13 protein-coding genes are annotated in these 15,657 nt (G+C 66.7%); 8 read left to right on the top strand and 5 right to left on the bottom strand.

All coding sequences use genetic code 11. The features are described 5' to 3' along the window. Nucleotides 1-8 precede the first annotated feature (8 nt). The 5 genes from IB236_RS05415 to IB236_RS05395 are packed head-to-tail and all read left to right on the top strand — an operon-like array spanning nt 9 to nt 4,998. On the top strand, nt 9-989 hold the full coding sequence (locus IB236_RS05415; RefSeq protein WP_192419307.1) for an ABC transporter permease: 981 nt from the start codon (nt 9-11) through the stop codon (nt 987-989). Then, nucleotides 986-2,704 (top strand): ABC transporter ATP-binding protein, encoded by a 1,719-nt coding sequence (locus IB236_RS05410; RefSeq protein WP_192419305.1) that lies wholly within the window; start codon nt 986-988, stop codon nt 2,702-2,704. The genes IB236_RS05415 and IB236_RS05410 overlap by 4 nt, the downstream gene beginning before the upstream one ends. Continuing rightward, nucleotides 2,637-3,740, top strand: coding sequence for a putative FMN-dependent luciferase-like monooxygenase (locus IB236_RS05405; RefSeq protein WP_192419298.1), 1,104 nt, complete (start codon nt 2,637-2,639; stop codon nt 3,738-3,740). Before IB236_RS05410 ends, IB236_RS05405 begins: the two co-directional genes overlap by 68 nt. After that, nucleotides 3,737-4,393, top strand: a complete 657-nt coding sequence (locus tag IB236_RS05400) for a CMD domain protein (RefSeq protein ID WP_192419296.1) — start codon at nt 3,737-3,739, stop codon at nt 4,391-4,393. The genes IB236_RS05405 and IB236_RS05400 overlap by 4 nt, the downstream gene beginning before the upstream one ends. Further along, complete coding sequence (locus IB236_RS05395) at nt 4,390-4,998, top strand: alkylhydroperoxidase domain protein (protein ID WP_116748390.1); 609 nt, start codon at nt 4,390-4,392, stop codon at nt 4,996-4,998. The genes IB236_RS05400 and IB236_RS05395 overlap by 4 nt, the downstream gene beginning before the upstream one ends. 767 nt (nt 4,999-5,765) lie before the next feature. Here the strand turns inward: IB236_RS05395 and IB236_RS05390 are convergent. Both IB236_RS05390 and IB236_RS05385 read right to left on the bottom strand, forming a co-directional pair. Next, nucleotides 5,766-6,539, bottom strand: a complete 774-nt coding sequence (locus IB236_RS05390; protein WP_192419294.1) for a hypothetical protein — start codon at nt 6,537-6,539, stop codon at nt 5,766-5,768. A gap of 268 nt (nt 6,540-6,807) precedes the next feature. Beyond that, on the bottom strand, nt 6,808-7,569 hold the full coding sequence (locus IB236_RS05385) for an SOS response-associated peptidase (protein ID WP_192419292.1): 762 nt from the start codon (nt 7,567-7,569) through the stop codon (nt 6,808-6,810). A gap of 208 nt (nt 7,570-7,777) precedes the next feature. Here IB236_RS05385 and IB236_RS05380 point away from each other — a divergent pair, with 208 nt between their 5' ends. Together IB236_RS05380 and IB236_RS05375 are read left to right on the top strand one after the other, a co-directional pair. Next, entirely contained in the window at nt 7,778-9,076 is a 1,299-nt protein-coding gene (locus IB236_RS05380; RefSeq protein WP_192419290.1) for an acyl-CoA dehydrogenase family protein, read from the top strand. A gap of 129 nt (nt 9,077-9,205) precedes the next feature. Next, complete coding sequence (locus tag IB236_RS05375; protein WP_099731710.1) at nt 9,206-9,760, top strand: DUF3617 domain-containing protein; 555 nt, start codon at nt 9,206-9,208, stop codon at nt 9,758-9,760. Here IB236_RS05375 and IB236_RS05370 read toward each other — a convergent pair. The 3 genes from IB236_RS05370 to IB236_RS05360 all read right to left on the bottom strand — a co-directional run bounded on the left by IB236_RS05370 (nt 9,744) and on the right by IB236_RS05360 (nt 13,119). Next, nucleotides 9,744-10,901, bottom strand: coding sequence for a diguanylate cyclase (locus tag IB236_RS05370; RefSeq protein WP_099731711.1), 1,158 nt, complete (start codon nt 10,899-10,901; stop codon nt 9,744-9,746). The genes IB236_RS05375 and IB236_RS05370 overlap by 17 nt on opposite strands. A gap of 199 nt (nt 10,902-11,100) precedes the next feature. After that, a complete protein-coding gene (locus IB236_RS05365) occupies nt 11,101-11,865 on the bottom strand; it encodes a 16S rRNA (uracil(1498)-N(3))-methyltransferase (protein WP_099731712.1) in 765 nt (254 codons plus the stop codon). A gap of 99 nt (nt 11,866-11,964) precedes the next feature. Continuing rightward, nucleotides 11,965-13,119: an aminoglycoside phosphotransferase family protein gene (locus tag IB236_RS05360; protein WP_225580981.1), complete on the bottom strand. Its 1,155-nt coding sequence runs from the start codon at nt 13,117-13,119 to the stop codon at nt 11,965-11,967. A gap of 153 nt (nt 13,120-13,272) precedes the next feature. On the opposite strand from IB236_RS05360, the gene IB236_RS05355 reads away from it, so the two are divergent. Next, nucleotides 13,273-15,654, top strand: a complete 2,382-nt coding sequence (locus IB236_RS05355; protein ID WP_056742682.1) for an LPS-assembly protein LptD — start codon at nt 13,273-13,275, stop codon at nt 15,652-15,654. Nucleotides 15,655-15,657: the final 3 nt, after the last annotated feature.

Genomic DNA, 15,657 nt, shown 5'->3' with positions numbered 1-15,657 from the left:
GATCCCGCATGACCACCACGTCTTCGACCGCCAGCCTGGGCGCTTTCACGGGTACCGCACAGCCGGCCCCGCACCGCTTTGAACGTGCCGTGGCGGCGCCTGCTGCTGTCGTGGTGCCCACGGTGCCTATCCCTGCCGCCCCGCCGCCGCGCGCGCACAGTGGCACATGGGGCCGCCGCCTGGTGCAGCGCGCGCGCAGGGCACCCATCAGCCTGTGGCTGGCCTGGGGCGTTCTTGCGCTGGTGGCTCTGTGGGCCGTCGCGCCCAGTGCCTTCACCAGCTACAGCGCCACGGTGGGCGTGGCCGGCCAGCAACTGCAGGCGCCGTCGGCTGCGCACTGGCTGGGCACGGATGCGCTGGGGCGCGACGGCTATGCGCGGCTGGTGTTCGGTGCGGTGCATTCGCTGTCAGGCGCATTCCTGGCGGTGGCAGTGGGGCTGGTGCTGGGCACGCTGCTGGGCGTGCTGGCCGGGTCCATCGGCGGCTGGGTGGAGGACGTGATCATGCGCACCGTCGATGTGCTGCTGTCGGTGCCGTCGCTGCTGCTGTCGCTCTCCATCATCATCATCCTGGGCTTCGGCACGCTGAATGCCGCGGTGGCGGTGGGCGTGGCGTCGGTGGCCAGCTTTGCGCGGCTCACACGGTCCGAGGTGGTGCGCGTGCGCCGTTCCGACTATGTGGAGGCGGCCTTTGGCAGCGGCGGGCGCTTTGGTGCCGTGCTGTGGCGCCACGTGCTGCCCAACTCGCTCACCTCGGTGATCGCCATGGCGGCGCTGCAGTTCGGCTCGGCCATCCTGTCGATCTCGACGCTGGGGTTTTTGGGCTACGGCGCACCGCCGCCCACACCCGAGTGGGGCCTGCTCATCGCCGAGGGGCGTAACTACATCTCGACGGCCTGGTGGCTCACCACCGTGCCCGGGCTGGTGGTGGTGGCCGTGGTGCTGGCGGCCAACCGCATCAGCGCGGCGCTGACGAAGGGGCGCGCATGACCACCATCGCCCAGGCCGTGGCGCCGCCGCCGGTGCTGGAGGTGGAGAACCTCTCCATCACCTACCGCGACAAGGACCACGAGCAGCGCGTCGTGCACGGTGTGTCGTTCGCCATTGCACCCGGCGAGGTCGTGGCGCTGGTGGGCGAGTCCGGCTCGGGCAAGACCACCACCGCGCAAGCCCTCATCGGGCTGCTGGCCGACAACGGCCGGGTGGAGCATGGCGCGATTCGCCTGAACGGTACGGACGTCGCTGGCTGGTCGCCCGACCGCTTCGACAGCGTGCGCGGCCGCGTGGTGAGCCTCATCCCGCAGGACCCGACCAGCTCGCTCAACCCCGTGCGCACGGTGGGCGAGCAGGTGGGCGAGATTTTGAAGATCCACCGCTACGGCGATCGCCAGGCCATCGCGCGGCGCGTGGTTGACCTGCTGGCCAAGGTGGGCTTGTCGCAGCCCGAGCTGCGTGCGCGGCAGTACCCGCACGAGCTGTCGGGCGGCATGAAGCAGCGCGTGCTGATCGCCATTGCCATTGCGCTGCAGCCCGCGCTCATCATTGCCGACGAGCCCACCAGCGCGCTCGACGTGACGGTACAGCGGCGCATCCTCGACCTCATCGACGAACTGCGCAGCGAGTTCGGCACCGCCGTGCTGCTGGTCACGCACGACCTGGGCGTGGCGGCCGACCGGGCCAACCGGCTGGTGGTGCTGCAGGGCGGGCGCATCCAGGAGCAGGGCGACACCGCCAGCGTGCTGCGCAACCCGCACAGCGCCTACACGCGCAAGCTGCTGGCCGATGCGCCTTCGCTTTCGCAGGGGGCGTTTCGCCCGGCCCGTGGCGCCGCCGCCAACGATGCGCCCGAGCGGCCCGAGGACTTCGCCATCGTGGTGGACGGCCTGGTGCACGACTTCGACGTGGCCGGGCGCAAGGAGCCGTTCCGCGCGGTGGACGGTGTGTCGTTCCGCGTGCGGCGCGGCACCACGCACGCCATCGTGGGCGAGTCCGGTTCGGGCAAGACCACCACCATCCGCGACGTGGTGGGCTTTCGCCAGCCCACGGCGGGTCGCATCTTCATCGAGGGCACGGACCTCACCACCCTGCGCGGCGAGGTGCTGCGGCAGTTTCGCCGCACGGTACAGCTGGTCTACCAAAACCCGTTCAGCTCGCTGGACCCGCGCCAGACCATCTTCCAGATCATCGAAGAGCCGCTGCTCAACTTCGAGCCGCTGCCCGCCGCCGAGCGCGCGCGCCGCGTGCACGACATCCTGGCCCGCGTCGGCCTGCCGCCCGCTGTGCTGGAGCGCCGCCCGCGCGCCCTGTCAGGCGGCCAGCGCCAGCGTGTGGCCATTGCGCGCGCCCTGGTGCTGCAGCCCCGCGTGCTGGTGCTCGACGAGGCCGTATCGGCCCTGGACGTGACCGTGCAGGCGCAGATCCTGGCGCTGCTGGAGACGTTGCAGCGCGACCTGGGCCTGACCTACCTCTTTATCTCGCACGACCTCGCCGTGGTGCGCCAGATCGCAGACACCGTCTCGGTACTGCAGGCCGGCCGCCAGGTGGACGCGGGCCGCGTGGAAGACGTGTTCCTGCGCCCCGGCAGCGACTACACGCGTGAACTCATTGCAGCCATCCCCGGAAAGAAGAACCATCACCATGACCCTATCGACACCCACACCACTCACCTCCGCCAAGCGCCTGGGGTTTTTCAGCAGGCTGCTTGACGATGTGCCAGCCGGTGAACGCTACCGGCTGGTGACCGAGCAGATCGCCCACGCCGAGGCCTTTGGCTTCGACTCCGCCTGGGTGGCTCAACACCACTTCCACGAACACGAAGGCGGCCTGCCCTCACCGTTTGTCTTTCTGGCCCATGTGGCGGCGCGCACGCGGCGCATCCGCCTGGGCACTGGCATCGTGACACTGCCCATGGAGAACGCCGTGCGTGTCGCCGAGGACGCGATCGTGCTGGACCTGCTCTCGGGTGGGCGGCTGGAGGTGGGCGTGGGCACGGGCGGAACGCCCGAGTCGTTCGCCGCCTTTGGCATCACCAGCAATGACCGCGCCAGCGTCTATGCCAGGCACCTCGCGCTGGTGCGCGAAGCCTGGGCCGGGCGGCCCTTGGCGGGCGGTGACCGGCTGTACCCCGCCGCCGAACATTTGCTGGCACGCATCTGGCAGGCCACGTTTTCGGTGTCGGGTGGTGTGCGTGCGGGGCAGGCGGGCGACGGGCTGATGCTGTCGCGCACCCAGCCGCGCTCGGTAGAGGCGCCTGCGGCCTCGCTGTCAGACCTGCAGCACCCGATCATTGATGCGTACTTGGCAGCGCTGCCGCCCGGCATCACCCCACGCATCGTGGGATCGCGCAGCCTGTTCGTTGCCGATGATCGCGAGGAGGCATTGCACCTGGCCGATGTGGGCCTGCGCCGCGCCGCCGCGCGCTTTGCCGCCGCTGTGTTGCCAGGACAAGCGCCGCGCCCTGGGCCACAAGCCCCATTGGCCGAGCTGATTGCCGCCTACGACGTGCACGTGGGTACACCGGACGATGTGATCGCCTCGCTGCAGGCCGACACAGCACTGGCGCGCACCACTGACATCGTGTTCCAGGTGCATTCGGTGGACCCGCCGCACGAGCACATCCTGCGCTCCATCGAATTGACTGCGACCCAGGTGGCTCCGGCATTGGGCTGGGTGCGCAAGCCTGTATCTGTGCCCTCCACCTTGGCCCCATCGCCTGCTGAACGTACTCCGGAACCCGCATGACAAACACCCCTGCTCTCCAAGGCACAGTCCCTGACGTGATCGACCTGCTGGTCGGCATCCGGCCGGGCGATGCCCTCGACACCGTGCGCCGCCATCGCTTGCAGGCGCGCACCCATGCCCACACAAGCTACCTGGCGCTGTTTGCGCCCACAGCGCCGGTGCCCGGCAGCGTGACACTGGCAGAGCGGCATGCGGTGGCCGCGTTTGTGGCGGGCCTGCACCAGCAGCCCGAGGCGGCGGGCTTCTATGCCGCCGCCCTGGTGGCCCACGATGCACCGCCCGGGCTGGCACCTGCCATTGCGGCAGAGATCGCTCAAGGCGCGGCGCGTGGCCCGTATGGCCGCTATCCCGCAGGGCCGTTGAGTGCAGAAGATGCCGAGGGGCCTGTGTACCGCGTGGCGCCCACCGCGCGTGCGGTGCTGGGCGCCCGGCTGTCTGCCGCGCTGGAGCACGCGCACCTGCTGGTGTTTCGCCCGCGCGATGCCAGCCCACAAGCGCTGCAAGAGCTGCTGGACGCGGGTTGGTCGGCCACCGACATCGTGATCTTGTCGCAGCTGGTGGCGTTCCTGTCGTTCCAGATCCGTGTGGTGGTCGGCCTGCGGGCACTGGCGGCACACCCTGCGTTGCCCCAAACCACCGAGGTCCAGCCATGAGCGACACCCCACTGACACACCCCGACAACCAGGAGCCGACCGCTTTCACGCAGGCCCAGCTTGAATGGCTGCCCTGGCTGGCGCCGCTGCCCGAGGACGAGTTGACCGATCGCCACTATGCAGGCCTGGTGGACGCCGCGCGCGCCAAGTCGCCCTACTTTCGCCTGCTGGCGCGCGACCCGGACACTCTGGGCGCCCGCACGCGCACCGACAAGGACATCTTCTACAACCCCGATGCAGGCCTGCCGCGCGCAGAGCGCGAGCTGTCGGCCACGGCCACGTCGCGTTTCAATGGCTGTATCTATTGCGCGTCGGTGCACGCCCGGTTTGCGTCGCACTTTTCGCACCGCGAGGGCGATGTGCAGCGCCTGCTCGATGAAGGGGTGTCTGCCGACCTGGGCCCCCGCTGGAACGCCATCGTGGCCGCGTCCGCAGCACTGTCGGCCACACCGTCGGACTTTGGCCCGGAGCATATCGACGGCTTGCGTGCGGTGGGGCTGGATGACTACGCCATTGCCGATGCGCTGCAAGGCGCCGCCTTCTTCAACTGGGCCAACCGGTTGATGTTGTCGCTGGGGGAGCCGCAGCTGCAGGTCGGTGGGTAGGCGGGCAGGTCATCGGGGAGTGTCTGATGCTGGAGGGGGCTTGGTCGTTCTAGGAAGCCCTGTCCATCAATGCTCCCTGCCTTTGCTGCGGGCCCAATTTTGTGCCTCAAGTGGCGTTGACGTGTTTTCTGTTTCCCCAACACTGGTCTCCACTCCTGTGGCCTGCAGGTTTTGTTCGGGCAACAGGCTCTGACTGCGGAATTTTCAGGCCAATGGCCTGAGGGAATTCGTGCGCTCACGCTACTTGGTGTAGCTCAAATTCAGTCTGGCTGGTCTCTGCTAGAAATCATGTGGAGGACTCGACGCAGGTGATCCTCACTTTGGCGACAGAGTCTGCTGGTACACGCGGTTCTAGTGCAAGTGTTTCTGCATCATGAATCAACTTCATGAAGAAGGCAGTACCCCAGACTTCATCAATTTTTGTGTTTTGCCCAAGATGGACTGGAAGCACTTAAATTCTTGCCGAGAAAATGCAGAGCCTTGATCATGGAGCCAAAAGATTTGGGGTGCGGGTAAAAGTAGCGCTAATCTTTAGTGCCGCGATTGCGCGTGAAATTGTCACCTATCTGATAGCTATTATATATCTGTGCTGTTTGAGCTACGGCTTTAAGAGTATTATGTATTAATATAACTTGTCTATGATGCTTTGTGTAAATCAGGGAAATTTATCAAGCAGTCGAATATGATATTTATTTGAAAATGGCAAAATCAAACAGGGCCCCATTTAAAATAAACTTGGGGCAGCCCTGAAAGAAAATGGCCGAATTTTAGAAATGTGGAATACTTCCCGTGGGGGTGCCGTCTAGAGTATTGCCGTTGACCATGTTATCGCCAAAAGATAACAGACTACCACCCAAGTTGTTATAGCCGGTGTCGTTGGCCACGATGGTGGAACCGCGCAGGTAGGTTGTGCCTCCCCGTGTGGTCAGGCCATAGCTGTAACCTCGAATAGTCACATTGCTGATGGTTGAGATGGAATTGGGTGCCCCTATGTGGATGCCGTAAGTACTGGTGGCCGTCGTCGCATTGGTCATTTGAACGTTACGGATATTCATGCGCCCATTGACTACGCTGACGGCCATATTAACGCCGTAGGCAAAACCGTCAATCGTACTGTCTTCCACTACAACATACTTCGCAGCGAGGTAGCGTACTGCACTTGCCGCGCCAGATGCGCCCAGAAATGAAAGGCCGCGTAACACAACTACATCAGTAGCAGCTGCGTTAATTATCACGCCATTCACTCCTGCACCGGCAGCCAGTATTCCAGCAAGATGCCCGCCTCCATTGATGGTGATGGATTTAGTAATGGTGACTGACCCAAACCCGCCATCGTCCAATACATCAATCTCCCCGCCAGCAGCCGTTTTGCTGATGGCCCCGGCAAATGTTTTGCAGGGGGCTGTGCGGCTACAGGGATTGACGTCATCGCCGACGCCCGACACCCAGGTTCGTGTTGCTTGCGCATAGACCGAGGAACTCAACCCCAGCAGGAGCGCGGCCGACAGCAATACTCCCCATTTTGAGAAAGACGTTTTCATATTGATCTCTTTCGTTTAGTCAGACCATGAACCAACCGCTGATAGATCGTGTTGATTGGTTGACAGCACGCTCCCGCACGGGGGGTTGGCAAGCCCATGCAGAAATGAGTGTATTGATTTGTATCCTCTATGTACAACTGAATCGCGTAACGGTTTCATCCAATGGACTGGAGGGCTCGGGGGTCTTGGTGATGTGGAAAGAGGCGCGCGAGCTGTCGTTTCGCCTCCAGCATGAACTGCATGCCATGCCGGAACATTGGCAAAGACGTCAGCCTGGAAACGCTCTGGGCACCTTGTCCGCCTTTTTTTCCACCGGGTTGGCCGTGAGCCACTGCGCCGCGTACTGGCGCATGAACTCCTTGGCCTTTTCCGGCCGGGCCGTGAGCCACGCGTCGTACGCGCCTTCGTTCAGGATGGCGGGCATGCTTTTTTCGCTGCCGGGCTGGCCGTAGCGGTGCAGCAGCGCGTGGTTGTTGGCGTTCACCGTGAGCAGGCAGTAGCTGATGATCACCTCGCCGTCAGCGCCCTGCCAGCGCGCCCACAGGCCTGCCACGCCCATCGGCTTGCCGTCCACGCGCGCGACGCGGGTGGGCACGGCCTTGCCGCTGCGCAGGTCGTCTTCATAAAACGCAGCCATGGGCACGATGCAGCGCTGGCCGTTCAGCCATGCGTCGCGAAACGCCGTACCGGTGGAGGCGGTGTCGGACTTGGCGTTGACCAGCTTGGGTGCACGCAGCTTGGCGTCGGATGCCGACTTGACCCAGTGCGGCACCAGGCCCCATTGCGCAGGCACCAGTACCCGGTGGGGGGCGGCGTTGCTGGGGGTGTCAGATGCAGTTGTTGGTGGAGCGGTCTCCTCGGTCGGGCTGGTGGGCCCTTGTGCCAGGGCGGCGGCCGTCGCCGCATGCACGATAAACAAACCTGGCTTGCGGGGCCACAGGTGGCGTTCACCCAGCGCCGCAGGGGGCTCGACCGCAAACGCCTCGCGGTAGGTGTCGGCGTGTTGCAGGGTTTCGTAGTGGGTACTCATGGGGCCATGGTACCCGTGTGCAGGGTGGCGCTCAGCGAGATTTCAAGCAAAAGGGGCTGGTAGCGCTAGTGCAATATGCCTTGATAGCTATCAATAGAATAGCGCTGCGTTTGCCCCCCTGAGGGCGCTCCGGGCAGGCCGTGATGTGCGTCAAGCCCGTTGTCGCTTGCGTTGTGACGTGTGCTGGCGCTGTTTTCACAATGCCCACATGGACTTCGCACCTTCCCCCCTGGCTCTGCAACTGCGTGATCGCCTGCTGGCGTTCATCGACCGTTATCTGCTGCCCTACAACGCCGCCTGGCATGCGGCCGTGGCCGCGCGCGACTACCCGCCGCCGTTCCTGGAAGACCTCAAGGCCCTGGCCCGTGAAGAAGGGCTGTGGAACCTTTTCTTGCCCACGCTGCGCGAGGACGAGCCGGGCACGCGCCTGTCCAACCTCGACTACGCACCACTGGCCGAGGCCATGGGCCGCCTGCCCTGGGCGGCCGAGGTGTTCAACTGCCAGGCGCCGGACACCGGCAACATCGAGCTGCTGCACCGCTTTGCCACACCCGCGCAGCGCGCCCGCTGGCTGGTGCCGTTGCTGGACGGCCAGATGCGTTCGGCCTTTGCGATGAGCGAGCCCGACGTGGCCTCGTCCGACCCCACCAACCTGCAGACCACGGTGCGACGCGAGGGGGATGGCCTGGTGCTCAGCGGCCGCAAGTGGTTCATCACCGGCGCGGCGCATCCGCACTGCCAACTGCTCATCGTGCTGTGCCGCAATGCGGATGCCGATGGTGCAGACAGCCACCGCCGCCACAGCATGGTGCTGGTGCCCGTGGGCACGCCGGGTGTGCAGATCGTGCGCAACATCCCCGTGCTGCACCACCATGCGCCCGAGGGGCATTGCGAGATCCTGCTGCAGGGCGTGCGTGTGCCTGCGGACCACCTGCTGGGCGACTGGGGGGCGGGGTTTGCGATGGCGCAGGCGCGCCTGGGCCCCGGCCGTGTGCACCACTGCATGCGCACCATCGGCCAGTGCGAGCTGGCGCTGCGCCTGGCCACCGAGCGCGCGCTGGAGCGCACGGCGTTTGGCAAGCCGCTGGCCGATCAGGCCAACGTGCAGGAGTGGCTGGCCGAGTCGCGCATCGAGATCGACCAGGCGCGCCTGCTGGTGCTGCACGCTGCGTGGCTGCTGGACCAGGGCGAATCAGCCGATGCGGCGGACGCGCGCGCCGTGCGTGCCCAGGTCGCTGCCATCAAGGTGGTGGCTGCGCGCCTGCAGCAGCGCGTGGTGGACCGCGCCATGCAGATCTTTGGCGCCATGGGCCTGTCGCCCGACACGCCGCTGGCCGCCTTCTGGACCTGGGGCCGCGCGCTGCGGCTGATGGATGGGCCCGACGAGGTGCACCTGCGCACCGTGGCGCGCCACGAGCTGGCGCAGGCGCGTGCGGCCCTGGGGGCGTCGGCGGCCTACTTCACCACCCCCGAGCAGCTGCGCGCGCCGCCGCACCTGAGTGCTTGAGCGGTCCGGCGTCTTTCTGAGAGTGCGTGCCGTCGATCGTGGCCCCTGAAGTGCTCCGTCTCCACTTGGCAGCCGGGGCGTGCTTGCCGATACTGTGGTCCCAGCCGCTGGCACTGAGGCCCCCACACCATGCACACCACCATCTCCCGCGCTTTCGTGTTTGCCGTTTCCTTCGCTGCGCTCTGCACTGCCCACGCCCAGCCCCAGAAGCTGCGGCCCGGCCTGTGGGAGAACAGCGTGACCATGAAAAGCCAGAGCGGCCAGCTGGAGGCCGCAATGGCGCAGATGCAGAAGTCCATGGCCAGCCTGACGCCCGCGCAGCGCAAGCAGATGGAGCAAGCCATGGCCCAGCAGGGCGTGAGCATGGGCCCCAGCGGCAACACCGTGAAGGTCTGCATCAGCCCCGAGCAGGCCGACCTGGACCGCATTCCGGCGCAGGAGGGCTGCACGCAGAACGTGCAACGCACGGGCCCCAACGCGGTGGCGATGACGTTCAGCTGCAAGGGCGCCCAGGGTCAGCCGCCCACCACGGGCGAAGGAACGATGACCTTCCAGGGCCCCACGGCCTACACGGGCAATTTCAAGGTCAAGACCACGTCGAACGGCAAACCCGAGCAGATCGACATGGTGCAAAACGGCAAGTGGCTCGCCGCTGACTGCGGCACGATCAAGCCCGTGCGTTAGACCCCGCCGCCACGGTACGGTGGGCGGCAGGCGCCACCACCACACGGTTGCGGCCCAGGGCCTTGGCGTGGTACAGCGCCTGGTCGGCGCGTTCCAGAGTGTGCTCCACGGTGTCTCCGGGCAGGTGCTGCGCCAGGCCGATGGACACCGTGAGGTGCAGCGAGCCTGCGCTGTGGGCAATCTCCAGCGCTTGCACGGCCTGGCGGATGCGTTCGAGCAACTCGCGCGCGTGGTCTGCCGAGGTGTCGGTGAGCATCAGCACAAATTCCTCGCCACCCCAGCGGGCCAGCACGTCGGTGTCGCGCACGCTGGCGCGCACCGTGCCTGCAAACGCCTGCAGCGCGCGGTCGCCGGTGGCGTGGCCGTGCTGGTCGTTGATGGGCTTGAAGTGGTCGATGTCCAGCTGCGCCAGCAGCATCGGGCGGCCGCTGCGCAGGCTGCGGCGGTGCTCCAGCGCCATCAGGTCGAGCATGGCGCGGCGGTTGATGAGGCCTGTCAGCTCGTCGCGGGTGGCCAGTTCGCGGTTGACTTCGAGCGCCTGGGCCAGCGCCTCGCGCTGCTGCTGCAGCTTGGCGCGGATGCGCTGGATGCGCAGGTTCAGCGCAATGCAGCCGCTGAGCACGATGAGCACCATCAGCGCGTAGGCGGTGTCGAGGTAGCCCGAGGCGTTGGCGTTGAAGCGCGAACTGACGCCGATGGCGCTGGCAAAGGCCAGCAGCGCATACACGCCAATGCCGATCACCTCGGCCACCGTGAGGCCGAAGGTGCCAAAGAACAGGATCATTGCCAGCACGCTGGGCACCAGCCCGCGCGCATCGCCTGCCAGCACATAGGCCACGGCGCCGCTGGTGATGGTCCAGACCATTTGCGGGATGGTGAGCGAGGGGTCGCGCAGGCGGGCGGTTTCGCCGGAGCGGATGAAGGCCGTCATGACCACCAGGCCGCCCACCGACAGGGCGGCCCACCATTGCACGGCGTTCTGGTCCACGGTGGTGCTGGAATGCGCCACCAGCAGCATCACGCCGGCGCTGCCTGCCATCAGCGTGAGCGCCAGCAAGGCCATGCCCACCAGCGTGCGCCGCCGAGGGTCGGTGGAGAGGATCACATCCTTGAGGCGCTGCCAGCGGGCGGGTGGGCGCAAGGTGGGGGGCTCCGGCCAGGAGAGAGGGCCGCGCGGCGCGCGGGCGGGGTGGCCCGAAACCCGTGGGATCCTGGGTTACCGGCCGGTCGGAGATTTTACGGTGAGGTAGTGCCGTGCGTATAGTCCCCCAGGGCTTGTCCTGGCCTTGACCGGGCGTGGGGCCCGCGTGGCGAGCCCGGCCTGCGCGCGGGGTGTCGCGCTACAGCGTGAGCGCGGCCAAGGCGGCCAGCGGGGCCGTCTCGGCACGCAGCACACGCGGGCCCAGCGTGACTGGGGCGAAGCCGTGTTGCAGCGCCAGGTCCTCTTCCGCAGCGCTCAGCCCGCCCTCGGGACCCGAGAGGAACAGCACGGGGCGCTGGCCATCCGCGCTGCCCGTGGCCTCGCGCAGCGGCACGGTTCCGGCCCGCAGCGACAGCAGCAGGCGCTGGGGGGTGTCCCGTGTCTCGGGAGACGCCAGGCCCTGCCCTGGTGAACGCAGCCAGCCCGCCAGGTCGATGGCGGCGTGCACCACCGGCACGCGGTTGCGGCCGCACTGCTCGCAGGCGGCCACGGCCACGGCCTGCCAGTGGGCGATCTTCTTGTCGGCGCGCTCGCCCTTGAGCTTGAGCACGCTGCGCTCGGCCACCAGTGGGGTGATGCTGGCCACGCCCAGTTCGGTGGCTTTCTCGACCAGCCAGTCCATGCGCTCGTTGGCGGTGATACCCGCCAGCAGGTGCACGGCGCGGGGCGCCTCGCGCTCGATGGCGTGGTGCGCCCCCACCAGCACGCGCACATCGCTGCGGCCCATCTTGACCACGGTGGCATCGAACTCGCCGCCCGGGTCGGCCGCGCTCTGGCCGCCGTGGAACAGCGTGATGCCGTCACCAGGCTGCAGGCGCAGCACCTGCACATGGCGTGCAGCGCCCGGGGGCAGGTCCAGCTCGGCGCCGGTGGCCAGGGGGGCCGGGCAATGGAAACGGGGCATTTGCTATCTTTGTAATAGCTGCTAGCGCATAATTTGTGTGCGCTTGAGCCGGTTTTTGCTTGATTTATGGGGGTGTGCCGTGCGTGCAGGCGGCCAGGGCTACATCCGGCCGTACGCAAAGCCCACCACGGGCTCGGTGCCTTCGATCTGGTCCAGCATCTTGAGCAGGGGCCCCAGCTGGCGGTAGCGGTTGGCGGTGGCGCGGATGTAGGCGATGAAGCGGGGCGCATCGGCCAGGTACTTGGGCTTGCCGTCGCGCAAGGTCAGGCGCGCAAAAATGCCCGCGACCTTGAGGTGCCGCTGCAGGCCCATCCACTCCACCGCGCGGTAGAACTCGCCAAAGTCATCGCCCCAGCCGCTGGCGCTGGTGGCTCCAAGCAGTCCGGCCTTGCGCGCCTTTTCCCAGTAACGCACGGTAATGTCGATGACGAATTCTTCTTCCCAGCTGATGAACGCATCGCGCAGCAGGCTGGCAATGTCGTAGGTGATGGGGCCGTAGACCGCGTCCTGGAAGTCCAGCACGCCCAAGGGGGCGCCCTGTTCGGCAGGTGCCATCAGGTTGCGGGTCATGAAGTCGCGGTGCACATACACCTGCGGGGCGGCCAGGTTGTGCGCCACGATGGCGTCAAAGGCGCTGCTCAAGGTGGCCTGTTGCTTGTCATCCAGCGTGACGCTGCGGTGCTGGGCGAGGTACCAGTCGGGGAACAGCGCCAGCTCGCGGCGCAGCAACGCCTCGTCGTATGCGGGCAGCACGCCGGGGGTGGACGCCTTTTGCCACTGCAGCAGCACATCGGTGGCCTGCTGGTACCAGGCGTAGGCGTCCCGGGGATTTTCGGGGTTCAGCCGCTCGATCACCGTCTGGTGGCCCAGATCGGACAGCAGCATGAAGCCGGTGGGCGCATCAAACGCCAGGATCTGCGGCACGTTCAGCCCGGCGGCGGCCATCAGGCCTTGCACCTGCACAAACGGCTGGCAGTTTTCCTTGTCGGGCGGTGCGTCCATGACGATGCGGCTGGCGCCCGTGGCTGTGTCGATGCGCAGGTAGCGGCGGAAGCTGGCATCGGCCGAGGCGGGGCGCAGCGTGGCAGGCAGCAGCTGGTGGGGGCCCACGAGAGGCGCCAACCAGGCTTCGAAGGCGGCGCGGCGGGCTGCATCAGGCCAGCTGACAGGGGTGGAGGCGGCGGGCGCAGCAGGTGCGGCTACGGTGGCGCCCAGGGGCTGGCCGGCGGGCGATGGGGGGATGGGGTGGCTCATGGATAATCCGATTTTACAAACCGGTCGTGGCTGGCGCCGTGCGCGCTGGCCAGGACCGGTCCCTTTGTCCGCTACCGCCCCTCAACACCCCACGTGCCACGCTGCCAGCCCCTCACCGTGCAGAACCTCACCTCCCTTCGCGCCCGGCCCGCCATGGCGAAGTCTGCACGGCTGCGGCCCCCCGTGCCCCGCGTGCTGGCCCTGGGCGTTGCGCTGGCCTGGTGTGGCCTGCCGCTGGCGGCTCTGGCCCAGGACGGAGCCGCGCCCAGCGCCTGGGATGCGCCGCCGGTGCTGCGCACGTCACCCCTGCTGCAGGAAAAGATTCCCGACGCCGTGCGCTCGCAATTGCCCGTCTTTGTGAAGGGCGACCACATCAGCGGCCAGACCGACCTGAACGCACTGATTGAAGGCAACGCCGAGCTGCGCCGCGGCGACACGGTCATCCGCGCCGACCGGCTCGACTACAACGTGCCCGAGGACCTGGCCAAGGCCAACGGCAAGGTTCGCATCAACCGCGCAGGCAACGTCTACGAAGGCACGGCGCTGGAGCTGCGGGTGGAGGCCTTCGAGGGCTTCTTCAGCGACGCGCGCTACCGCTTCCTGGCCACGCAGGCGCATGGAGATGCGACGCGGGTGGATTTTGTGGACCGCTACCGCGCCGTGGTGCACAACGGCACCTACACCACCTGCGAGCGTGGCAACGAGGAGAGCTGGCAGCCCGACTGGGTGCTGCGCGCCGCCACCATCCGCATTGACAACGAGGAAGAGGTGGGCACGGCCGAAGATGCGGTGCTGGAGTTCAAGGGCATCTCGGTGCTGCCCATTCCGTACATCAGCTTCCCGCTGTCGGAAAAGCGCAAGTCCGGCCTGCTGCCGCCCACCGTCGGGCTCGACAGTCGGGATGGCGTGACCTACATGCAGCCGTACTACTGGAACATCGCGCCCAACCGCGATGCCACCTTGCGCGCCGCGCTCATGACCAAACGAGGCGCCAACGTGGGCGGCGAGTTCCGCTACCTGGAGCCAACCTACAAAGGCCAGATCAGTGCCGACGTGATGCCCACCGACCGTCTGCGCGACCGTGTGCGCTGGAGCTTTAGCGGCAAACACGAAGGCGCGTTCGACACCGGCATCGGCGGGCTGGGGCTGAACCTCAACCTCAACCGCGTGAGTGATGACAACTACTGGCGCGACTTCAGCCGTGCTACGGATCAACTGCGCCAGCGCCTGCTGCCCAACGATGCGATCCTGTCCTGGGGCCGCAACGACATGTCGGCCACCGTGCGCACGCTCAAGTGGCAGACGCTGCAAGACGTGAGCTCGCCCATCGTGCCTCCGTATGACCGCATGCCGCAGGTGCAATGGCGCTACAACCCCTCGCAGCTGGGCGGTGGATTCGATGCCAGCGTGGAGCTGGACACCACGCGCTTTGAAGCGGCCCGCGCGCTCACGGGCCAGCCCAATGCCGATCGCAGTTACGCCATGGCGCAGATCAGCCGCCCCTTCCTGTCGCCGGGTGGCTTCATCACCCCGCGCCTGCAGCTGCATGCCACGCAGTACCAGTTTGACTCGGCCCTGTCCAACGGCCAGCGCTCGGCCAGCCGCACGCTGCCTACCTTCAGCCTGGACAGCGGCCTGGTGTTCGAGCGTGACACCGCCTACTTTGGTCGCGCCTTCCTGCAGACACTGGAGCCCCGGGCGTTCTACACCTACACGCCCTACCGCGACCAGAGCATGCTGCCGGTGTATGACACAGCGGCCAATGACTTCAACTTCGCCACCATCTACACAGAGAACGCGTTTGGCGGCAACGACCGGCTGGCCGACAACAACCTGCTGACCCTGGGCGTGACCACACGCCTGCTGGACCCCGACACTGGTGCCCAGGCAGCGCGCTTCGGCATTGCCCAGCGGGTGCGTTTCTCGGACCAGAAGGTCACCCTGCCAGGGGGCACGCCGGTGAGCGAGCGCCTGTCGGACCTGCTGCTGGGCGCGGGCATCAACTGGACACCGCAGTGGGGCTTTGACTCCACCGTGCAGTACAACCCCAAGACCGGGCAGTCCATCCGTTCGACCATCGGTGCGCGCTACAGCCCCAGCAACTACCGCACGGTGAGCGCGGCCTACCGCCTGCAACGTGGCACCAGCGAGCAGATCGACATCGGCTGGCAGTGGCCGCTGAACGACCTGTGGGGCGACAAGGGCAAGGACCTGGGCCCCGGCCGCGGCCAGGGCGGCGGGCGCTGGTACAGCGTGGGCCGCCTGAACTACAGCATGAAGGACCGCAAACTCGTGGACACCGTGGTGGGCTTCGAGTACGACAGCTGCTGCTGGATCGGCCGCGTGGTGCTGGAGCGTCTGCAAAGCAGTGTGACCAGCTCCAACACGCGCCTGCTGTTCCAGATCGAATTCGTGGGCTTCTCCCGCCTGAGCCTGGGCTCCAGCCCGCTCGACTCCTTCAAGCAAAATGTGCCGCGTTACCAGAACCTGCGCGAGCAGGTCTCCACGCCCAGCCGCTTCAGCAACTACGACTAGACC

The sequence above is a fragment of the Acidovorax sp. ACV02 genome (assembly GCF_014851475.1).
In the GTDB taxonomy this organism is placed as follows: domain Bacteria; phylum Pseudomonadota; class Gammaproteobacteria; order Burkholderiales; family Burkholderiaceae_C; genus Acidovorax; species Acidovorax delafieldii.
Note: the sequence above shows the minus strand (reverse complement) of the source record. Positions and strands in the feature narration are given on the sequence as shown.

Excerpts from the sequence above, each read along its gene's own strand:
- IB236_RS05405 (WP_192419298.1), top strand. The coding sequence starts at position 2,637 with ATGACCCTATCGACACCCACACCACTCACCTCCGCCAAGCGCCTGGGG.
- IB236_RS05375 (WP_099731710.1), top strand. The coding sequence starts at position 9,206 with ATGCACACCACCATCTCCCGCGCTTTCGTGTTTGCCGTTTCCTTCGCT.
- IB236_RS05360 (WP_225580981.1), bottom strand. The coding sequence starts at position 13,119 with ATGAGCCACCCCATCCCCCCATCGCCCGCCGGCCAGCCCCTGGGCGCC.
- IB236_RS05365 (WP_099731712.1), bottom strand. The coding sequence starts at position 11,865 with ATGCCCCGTTTCCATTGCCCGGCCCCCCTGGCCACCGGCGCCGAGCTG.
- IB236_RS05355 (WP_056742682.1), top strand. The coding sequence starts at position 13,273 with ATGGCGAAGTCTGCACGGCTGCGGCCCCCCGTGCCCCGCGTGCTGGCC.
- IB236_RS05385 (WP_192419292.1), bottom strand. The coding sequence starts at position 7,569 with ATGAGTACCCACTACGAAACCCTGCAACACGCCGACACCTACCGCGAG.
- IB236_RS05410 (WP_192419305.1), top strand. The coding sequence starts at position 986 with ATGACCACCATCGCCCAGGCCGTGGCGCCGCCGCCGGTGCTGGAGGTG.
- IB236_RS05415 (WP_192419307.1), top strand. The coding sequence starts at position 9 with ATGACCACCACGTCTTCGACCGCCAGCCTGGGCGCTTTCACGGGTACC.
- IB236_RS05400 (WP_192419296.1), top strand. The coding sequence starts at position 3,737 with ATGACAAACACCCCTGCTCTCCAAGGCACAGTCCCTGACGTGATCGAC.
- IB236_RS05380 (WP_192419290.1), top strand. The coding sequence starts at position 7,778 with ATGGACTTCGCACCTTCCCCCCTGGCTCTGCAACTGCGTGATCGCCTG.
- IB236_RS05395 (WP_116748390.1), top strand. The coding sequence starts at position 4,390 with ATGAGCGACACCCCACTGACACACCCCGACAACCAGGAGCCGACCGCT.
- IB236_RS05390 (WP_192419294.1), bottom strand. The coding sequence starts at position 6,539 with ATGAAAACGTCTTTCTCAAAATGGGGAGTATTGCTGTCGGCCGCGCTC.